Genomic DNA, 8,254 nt, shown 5'->3' with positions numbered 1-8,254 from the left:
TTGTGAAACAGAGACTGAGTGTTTGTGCGGGGGGACCGCGTGGGGGGCCCCCGGCGCCGGGGCGGCTCCGGGGCCCCGAAGGGGAAAAAACACCATCTACCGGCCTGGGCCGGGTTCCTTGTTCCGCTACTCCCCGGGGGAGGGGAAGTGCGGGGATCGCGTATGCGTGACCGGAAACCACCGTCCTCTTGCTCAAAAGGGGGTCTGCGGTGTCCGCCCGGGTGACGTCTTCACGGGCCGGGCGATCCTGATGGCGCTCTGTCCCTCCGTTCATCCTCTGTACTGACTGATTAGCGAACTGCTCGGTACTGCTGAACTTCAACTGCCTGGTCCGACAGCCAGCCCCGTTGCCCGTCCTGCTCACCTGCTCGGCTTGGAACCCCACTGCCGGACTCCCAGCACGCGCGCCCGCAGCCTGGCGCCTTCACTGGGATACCGCGTACCGCGACTGCTGGTACCGCTCAACTCAACTTCACTTGCCGGTACTGCACCTGCATCTACCGCGGTACCGCTCCTTGGCGGGCCCCTGATCACTGCGGGCCGCCCGGCCCGGCCGCCGGTCCTGTCGCCTTACTGCACCACCCTGGCTTCAGGACCCTGCCACCGTGCCGACCTGCGAACTTCCGTACTACTGCCCGCCAGTTCGTGTCTGGCGGGTACCACTTGACCGCGTTTACGAGAGAAACACTAGCCACGACACCAGGCAATGTCTACTCCAGCGAGCACAGATTTTTCCGTGTCCGCCGGGGAGGTATTCTCCGTCCCGCGCGGGGGCCGGACGGACCGGGCCCGCAGGCGCAGCCGCATGACGGAGGAAGCCACGCTCAGCGGCTCAGGAGCGCGAACGGATCGAACGGGAGGCGAACAGTGGAAGGGCGGCAGACCGCGCCGCACGGGCGCACCCCCGACCCGCATACCAAGGCGTCGCTGGTGGCCGCCATCGGCGAAGCCGTCCGTGACCGGGACGAACGGGTCCTGCGCCGGCTGCTGGCCCGCTTCGCCGAACAGGCCGCCATCGCCGATCTGCCCGCCCTGCGCGACGCCCTCGACACCGCCCGGTGCCACGGCGGCTGTCCGTCGGTACCCCGGTAGCCGGCCCGGCACCGCGACGCCCCGGATCAAGACCAGCGGGCCAGGACGGCCCGAGCCGGGTAGACGCCGTCATCACCGCGATCGTGGCGGCGGTACGCGCCGGCGACGACGATCGCATCCGGGAGCTTCTGCCGAACCTGGCGGAGTGCGCGGACACTGCGGCGCTGTACGCACTGCGCGACGCGTTGGCCAGCGACCTGCCCGCCGCAGCGCGACCAGGTCCGCCAGCCCGGTCCGGCGCGGAGGAGGGGTGCCGACTGCTGGTGTGGTTTGAACGGGCGCGGGAGTTGGTGTCCGCCCGCAGACGGGGCACCCTGGGAGATGCAGATCACCAGCCACGGGCCCGGCCCGCGCCCGGCACAGCGGCGTGAAGGGAGCCTCGATGATCCAGGTAGGGGACATCCGCGAGTGGCGCACCCACGACGTCGTGGACACGGGGGGCCACAAGATCGGCACGCTGGAGGCGATCTACGTGGACACCAGCACCGACGAGGCGGCCATGGCTACCGTGCAGGTCGGCCTGCCCACCCGCCACCGCCTGGTCTTCGTACCCCTCGACGGAGCAACGGTGGGTCCGGGATACGTCAAGGTCGTCTACGACAAGGCCCTGGTGAAGGACTGCCCCGCGATCGGCACGGACGACGTCCTGCCCGCCGAGGACGAGGAAGCGGTCTTCCGGCACTACAACCTCGCCTACCAGAGCGGCGCCGCAGGCGAGCGCCAGCTCGCCCGGCGCTGACCGATCACCCGACCAAGGAGGCATGTCATGGCCCTGTTCCTCCTCGTGGTCCTCATCGCCATCGTGCTCGGCCTCGTCGGCGCCGTCGTCCACGGGCTGATCTACCTGCTCGTCATCGGCATCGTGCTCCTCGTCGCCGACGTGGCCTTCCTCGCCGTGCGCTCGACCAGGCACCGACGCGCCCTGCGCTGACAGTCCGCCCCGCAACACTCGGCCCCCGCCGCGGTCTCGGACGCACTCCGACGTGCACCCGAGACCGCCTTCGCCTCGCAGATCCCCCTCCCCCAGCCCTTGGACACCACCACCGAAGCCACCCGCCGGCACACCGGCGCCGCCCTCACCAGCCTCGACGGCGAGCGCCTTATGTGCCGCCTGCCGACCCAACTCCCGTGTGGCTACGCACTCCCGTACGACCGCGGTGACCTGACCGCCGCCGCCTGCCGAAGCGAACTGCGGCAGGTCTCCGCCGGTCAGGCTCAGCGCCCCCCGGACCGACCTGGAGCCGGGGTGACGCTCCAGCGGCTTCCAGACCGCAGGTTGGCGCGGGCCCGACTCCTCGCTCCGCTCACAGCCTGGCGATCGGACTCACGACCGGCCCGCCTCACCCGGCTCCAGCCTCGAAGCGGGCACTTGGCCTCCTACTCACCGTCTCAGCTGTCGGAGTAACCGAGGTCCCCGATCGTCCAGCTGCTGATGTCCTCGATGGCGATGCGGTACATGCCGCCGGTGTGGGGCAGGGCGAAGTTGCCCTGCAGGATTTTCGCGCGGTGGAGGTGGAGGTGGGTGGGCCGCGCGGGCGGGCCTTCGGCGGGCGGCGCGAAGAGAGCGGCGAACGGCTTCAGGTGCTCAGAGGCCTGAAGGACCTCCGCCACCCGCTCCCACCACAGGGAAATCGGCGCGAGCCGGCCGGTGATCACTGCGCCGGGGACCACCACGGTCAAGGACATCTGGTTGGTGTGCTCGGACTCGACCATCGCGGCGATGTCGACGAGCAGCCCGTCAGGGTTCGACATGAGTCCCAGATTAGGACACGGCGGTCGGTGTCCGGGAGTCCGCCTCAAGGCGGTGACTGCAGTGCGCACGGGGTGTCGCCGGCCTACGCGGCCGGGCTTCGACGGGTCCCCGCTGCCGCGAAGGCAGGCCGGCTGCTGCGCGGCGGTCAATGGCCGGGGCAAGAGCCCCCAGATGATGCCGAGGCAACGGTGCGCCGTCGCCTCGGCGCGGGGACCGCCCGCGAGCGGTGCGGCACGTTCGGCCGCGAAGCGCGGGGCGCCCGGGGTCAGAGTTTGAACATCGCGGCGTACGGCTGGGTGATGCGTTCCTGCCGCGATCCGAAGTCGACGAGTACGGCGATGTCGCCGTCGCCTTCGACGCCGATGGCCCGGCCGAGGCCATAGCGGTCGTGGGTGACTCGGTCGCCGACGGCGAACCGCTTGAGCGGCGCCTGGACCCGGACTTTGAAGGGGCTGGTGGGCAGGGGCCGGCGGACTGCTGCTGATTTCGTCATTCCTTGCAGTATGCGCCGGAAATCGCGGGAGCGGGGCCTTTCGGTGGAACTCGAGCGCGGACGGGTCGGAATTCGAATCGTGCCGTCCCCTGTCGCCACCGGAACCGGTGGCGGGGCCGAGCCGGGGCCGAAATGGCGAGAGTCCACGCGGCGTACCTCGGGGATCGCCCATGTCACGCTGCCAGTGGAGCCGCCGCCCCGGACAAGCGCTATGCCGTCAACCACCCTGCCCGCAGCGAGCGTTGGCGTCCCTGGCAACTCGGGGGCGGCGGGCCCGAGGGGAGGCCCCTGCAAAACCGGGAGTGAAATAATCCACCACGGAAGGCCGGGGCCTGCTAGAGTCGTCTTAGTTGCAGTAGTGGTTCCCATGAACTTTGTGTGCGCCTGCTGATGTTTCGCAGGCGCATTTCTGTTTCCCGGCTCTTCCCCGGGTGGGTCATCATCGCGGCACTCGAAGCCCGCACTGTGCGTGCTTCGGACAGCCCCTTGAAGGAGATTTCTTTATGGCTAATGGCACTGTGAAGTGGTTCAACGCGGAAAAGGGCTTCGGCTTCATCGAGCAGGACGGTGGCGGCGCTGACGTCTTCGCCCACTACTCGAACATCAACGCCAACGGCTTCCGTGAGCTGCTCGAGGGCCAGAAGGTCGAGTTCGACGTCACGCAGGGCCAGAAGGGCCCGCAGGCCGAGAACATTCGTCCGCTGTAGTTTTTCTGCTGAGGCACCCGCCTGGCAGCGAGGGGCCCGCACCGCGTACACGCTCGGTGCGGGCCCTTCCGCATTACACACCCCCGGCCGTTCAGGCCCCCTGGCTTCGCCACTGGCGGCCATCCCCACGCGAGACGCCCAGCGCCGCGTCCGGATCGGCGCCCTGCCGTGAGATCCCACGGTTCGAGGTTCGCGCTCCCGATCTTCGGTGAGCGCCGACCGCAGGTGACGTGCCGCACGGTTCTTCCGTCCACGCCCCGCTCTTCACACGTTCTGGCTCGTTCCCTTGCGGTCTCCGCCGGCGCCCCGCGCTGCGGAGCCTTCCTCGTGACGTGCCGCCCTGAGGAAGGTCTCCACATGAACCGCTCCCGTCGCTCCTCCTACCAGAGCTCCAACTCCCGCTCCGGCGCCGCCGCCTACGGATCCCGCTCCGGCGGCAGTTCCTTCTACGATGACCGGCCGGCCGGCGGCCGCAGCTCCTCCGGGCGGGGTGGCCGTCAGAACTCCTCCCCGCAGGGCGAGTTCGCGATGCCGGTCAGCACCACCCCGGCGCTGCCGGCCGTCGAGTCGTTCTCCGAGCTGGGGATGCCGAAGGCGCTGCTGGCGGTGCTGACCCGACAGGGCGTCACCGCGCCGTTCCCGATCCAGGCCGCAACCCTGCCGAACTCGCTGGCCGGGCGTGACGTCCTCGGCCGAGGCCGCACCGGCTCCGGCAAGACCATCGCGTTCGGTCTCGCCGTGCTGGCCCGCATCGCCGGGCAGAGGGCCGAGCCGCGCCGCCCGCTGGCGCTCGTGCTGGTGCCCACCCGCGAGCTCGCGCAGCAGGTGACCGACGCGCTCACCCCCTTCGCCCACGCGGTACGCCTGCGGATGGCGGCCGTGGTGGGCGGCATGTCGATCGGTCGCCAGGCCCAAGCGCTGAACCGTGGCGCGGAGGTCGTGGTGGCCACGCCCGGCCGGCTCAAGGACCTGATCCAGCGCGGCGACTGCCAGCTCGACGGCGTCGGCATCACGGTGCTCGACGAGGCCGACCAGATGGCCGACATGGGCTTCCTGCCGCAGGTCACCGAGCTCCTCGACCAGGTCGCCGAAGGCGGCCAGACGATGCTGTTCTCCGCGACGCTGGACCGCAACGTCGACCGGCTGGTGCGCCGCTTCCTCAAGGACCCGGTCACCCACTCCGTGGACCCGTCCGCGGGAGCGGTCAGCACGATGGAGCACCACGTGCTGCACGTGCAGAACTTCGACAAGAGCGCCACGATCGCCCACATCGCCTCCCGCGACGGCGGCGTGATCATGTTCACCGACACCAAGCACGGCGCGGACCGCCTGGTGCTGGACCTGCTCGCCAACGGCGTGAAGGCCGCAGCGCTGCACGGCGGCAAGTCCCAGCCGCAGCGCACCCGCACCCTGGAGCAGTTCCGCAACGGCCAGGTGACCGCGCTGATCGCGACCAACGTCGCCGCGCGTGGCATCCATGTCGACGGGCTCGACCTGGTCGTCAACCTCGACCCGCCGGCCGACCACAAGGACTACCTGCACCGCGGCGGGCGCACGGCCCGTGCGGGCGAGTCCGGCACCGTCGTCACCCTGGTCCTGCCCAACCAGCGCCGCGAGATGGCCCGCATGATGGCCACCGCCGCCATCACCCCCGTCACCACCAAGGTCAGTGCCGGCGACGAGGAGCTGGCCCGGATCACGGGCGCCCGCGTGCCCACCGGCATCCCCACCGTGATCGCCGACCCCGTCGTCGAACGCCCGCGCCGCAGGCCCTCCGCGAGCCGCAACCGCCGCGGCCGACCCACCCAGGCCGGCCGTCCCACCCAGGCCGGCCGCACCCCGCGGACCGCCGCCGGCTCGCGCAGCGCGGCACCGAAGCGAGTCGTCCTCGCCGCCTAGGACACCGCACCCCACCGCAGCACCCGGACCGCCGCCACCACCGGCGGGAGCGACGCGAAGGAGTCCGCCCATGACCACCACCCTCGAACGCCCCACGGCCACCACCACGGTCAGCGACCTCATGACCACACCTGACCTGCAGATCAGCGACGACGTCACCGCCGACACCGCGATGGACATCCTGAACGGCTCCGGCGCCGACCACGTCCTGGTCCGCGACGACGACGGCCGCTGCGCCGGGCTGCTCACCCGCCTGCACCTCGCGCCGTTCCAGGCCCGATCCTGGTACACCGAACGCACCGCCGTGCGCGACATCGTCCTCGACCGCGCCCCGTTCGCCACCCCCGACATGCCTGCCGACGGCGCGGCCAACGCCATGCGCGCCCGCGGCCTGACCACCTGGCCGGTGGTCGACCACGACGGCCACGCCATCGGTCTCTTCAGCCTCTAGGAGCAGCGGCCGGCGCCGACGTGCCGGCTTCCACTGCGCTGTGGGCACCTGCCGCGCCGGCTCGGCCGAGGAAGGTGACGCCGGCCTCGCCGTCGACATGTTCTCCGGCCGTGCCCCGGCTCCTGCCATAGTGGGTCTGACACTGTGTCGGAGTAGGCTGGACCTACCGAAGGCACTTCGTGAACTGGCCCCGATACTGGTTTCGTCTCCGGCGACCACCAATCCCGGGCCCACGTGAGTGGGCTCGGAGACGGGTCCATGACATGACTGTCACCCTCGACCGCTTGCAACTCGCTGAGGTACCCGCACAGCCGGGTGCTGCACCGGCCCTCCGGCTCTCACTCACCCCCGACGGCGCCTCCCGAGGCCGCCTGGACGGAGCCTGGTGGCCGCGCTCGCACGATCTCCTCACCGAACTACCTCCACTGGCGGCTGAGTTGGATGCGCGGTGGGGGCGTGTCACGCGCGTCGTGCTGAACCCCACCCACTGGCCCGTGATCCCCCACCTGATCCCCGTCGCCGGCCACGTGGTCCACGGCGGCTGGTTCCTCCAGGAGCAGGACGAGAACGAGGTCATGGTGCGCTCCTACGCACCTCGGCGCCTGGATCTGCTGGTCGTCCCGCCGCACACCGGCGAGGCCGAGGCAGCCGACCTGATGACCGCCGCGGCCGATCCCGCGAACACCCGCACGGCGAGCGAACTGCTCGTGGGGTGGCCGGCGGTAGACGGCATGGCGGCCGCCGAACCGGACGGGCCGAAGCGCGTCTTCCCCGGGCTGCCGCTCACCGCCACCTCGTAGTCGCCGCCACCCGGCGGCTAGGTCACCCCGTGGACACCTCGGGTAGCGACCTGGCCGTCGGGTGCCGCAGCGCGACGCGACCGCCCAACGGCATTCGATCAGCGGTCGTGCGGTTTTGAGGGCAGGTTCCGACGCAGCGGTGCGGCAGTTGCGGCAGCTGTATCCGGACGTCGGCGTACGCTGCGAGGACGGTCTTCCGGGCGGGGATCTGAACTGGCGCCCCGCAAAGTGCGGCTCTAGCAGCTGATCAGCTTGCTGCTTTGAACAGCCTCTCCTGCGCGATTCGGCGCACGGCGCGGGTCAGGGGTGCCGCACGGGCGGCGGGGGTGTTCCGCCCGCGCGGCACGGTTTCCTCTGGGGCACCAGGCCGATGGGGGGGTCAGGCCTGGAGTTCCTTGTGGTCGCTGCCGCCGCTGATGTGGATCTTGCGGGGCTTGGCGGTCTCGGCGACCGGGATGGTGAGGGTGAGTACGCCTGCCTCGTAGGAGGCGGTGATGTGCTCGGTGTCGAGGGCGTCGCCGAGGAACAGCTGCCGGGAGAAGACGCCGAGGGGGCGTTCGGAGAGCTGGACCTCGGCGTTGTCGCCGCGCTGCGCGGGGCGGCGCTCGGCCTTGACGGTGAGCGTGTTCTTCTCGACGTCCAGGTCGATCGCGTCGGGGCTGACGCCGGGGAGGTCGAACTGGACGTAGAACGTGTCGCCGTCGCGCCAGGCATCCATCGGCATCGCGGACGGTCGCGACCACGTGCCGGTCGTGCCGAAGAACTGCTGGGTGAAACGGTCCAGCTCGCGGAAGGGGTCAGTGCGCATCAACATTGTCGAGTACCTCCTCGTCGTATCAACGGGCGACTTCGACGCGCTCACGCATCCGCTCAGGCATGTCACCTGTCAGTGACATGTCGCCGAATAGATGACATGGCGGATGGCAAGGCGTCTTGGGGAGTCAGGGCTCCGGCGTGGGGGGGGGGGGCGGGGGGCGCCCCCCCCGGGGGGGGGGGCGGCGGGGGCCGGGGGGGGGGGGGGCGGCCCCCCCCCACAACGACACCCACCCCCCCCGCCCC

At 70.7% G+C, this 8,254-nt stretch carries 10 protein-coding genes; 7 read left to right on the top strand and 3 right to left on the bottom strand.

Going from position 1 to position 8,254, the window contains the following annotated elements; all coding sequences use genetic code 11:
• Window positions 1–867 precede the first annotated feature (867 nt).
• The 3 genes from ACFWXO_RS31920 to ACFWXO_RS31910 all read left to right on the top strand — a co-directional run bounded on the left by ACFWXO_RS31920 (window position 868) and on the right by ACFWXO_RS31910 (window position 2,023).
• A complete protein-coding gene (locus tag ACFWXO_RS31920) occupies window positions 868–1,092 on the top strand; it encodes a hypothetical protein (RefSeq protein WP_380528172.1) in 225 nt (74 codons plus the stop codon).
• 382 nt (window positions 1,093–1,474) lie between these two features.
• Entirely contained in the window at window positions 1,475–1,831 is a 357-nt protein-coding gene (locus tag ACFWXO_RS31915; protein ID WP_380528171.1) for a PRC-barrel domain-containing protein, read from the top strand.
• Between the two features lie 27 nt (window positions 1,832–1,858).
• Entirely contained in the window at window positions 1,859–2,023 is a 165-nt protein-coding gene (locus ACFWXO_RS31910) for a hypothetical protein (protein ID WP_380528169.1), read from the top strand.
• Between the two features lie 458 nt (window positions 2,024–2,481).
• On the opposite strand, the gene ACFWXO_RS31905 is transcribed toward ACFWXO_RS31910, so the two are convergent.
• Window positions 2,482–2,844 (bottom strand): hypothetical protein, encoded by a 363-nt coding sequence (locus ACFWXO_RS31905; RefSeq protein WP_380528167.1) that lies wholly within the window; start codon window positions 2,842–2,844, stop codon window positions 2,482–2,484.
• 266 nt (window positions 2,845–3,110) lie between these two features.
• A complete protein-coding gene (locus ACFWXO_RS31900; protein WP_104814441.1) occupies window positions 3,111–3,338 on the bottom strand; it encodes a hypothetical protein in 228 nt (75 codons plus the stop codon).
• A 503-nt stretch (window positions 3,339–3,841) separates the two neighbouring features.
• On the opposite strand from ACFWXO_RS31900, the gene ACFWXO_RS31895 reads away from it, so the two are divergent.
• From ACFWXO_RS31895 to ACFWXO_RS31880, 4 genes are all read left to right on the top strand, one after another.
• On the top strand, window positions 3,842–4,045 hold the full coding sequence (locus ACFWXO_RS31895) for a cold-shock protein (RefSeq protein WP_099897249.1): 204 nt from the start codon (window positions 3,842–3,844) through the stop codon (window positions 4,043–4,045).
• Between the two features lie 357 nt (window positions 4,046–4,402).
• On the top strand, window positions 4,403–5,944 hold the full coding sequence (locus ACFWXO_RS31890) for a DEAD/DEAH box helicase (protein WP_380528164.1): 1,542 nt from the start codon (window positions 4,403–4,405) through the stop codon (window positions 5,942–5,944).
• A 70-nt stretch (window positions 5,945–6,014) separates the two neighbouring features.
• The gene (locus ACFWXO_RS31885; RefSeq protein ID WP_380528163.1) at window positions 6,015–6,395 is read left to right on the top strand and encodes a CBS domain-containing protein; all 381 of its coding nucleotides are present in this window, start codon (window positions 6,015–6,017) and stop codon (window positions 6,393–6,395) included.
• 263 nt (window positions 6,396–6,658) lie between these two features.
• Window positions 6,659–7,195, top strand: a complete 537-nt coding sequence (locus tag ACFWXO_RS31880) for a DUF5994 family protein (protein WP_380528162.1) — start codon at window positions 6,659–6,661, stop codon at window positions 7,193–7,195.
• A 379-nt stretch (window positions 7,196–7,574) separates the two neighbouring features.
• Here ACFWXO_RS31880 and ACFWXO_RS31875 read toward each other — a convergent pair whose 3' ends face one another.
• The gene (locus tag ACFWXO_RS31875) at window positions 7,575–8,009 is read right to left on the bottom strand and encodes an Hsp20/alpha crystallin family protein (RefSeq protein ID WP_380528161.1); all 435 of its coding nucleotides are present in this window, start codon (window positions 8,007–8,009) and stop codon (window positions 7,575–7,577) included.
• Between the last annotated feature and the right edge of the window lie 245 nt (window positions 8,010–8,254).

Source organism: Kitasatospora sp. NPDC059088 (assembly GCF_042738155.1).
GTDB lineage: Bacteria > Actinomycetota > Actinomycetes > Streptomycetales > Streptomycetaceae > Kitasatospora.
Note: the sequence above shows the minus strand (reverse complement) of the source record. Positions and strands in the feature narration are given on the sequence as shown.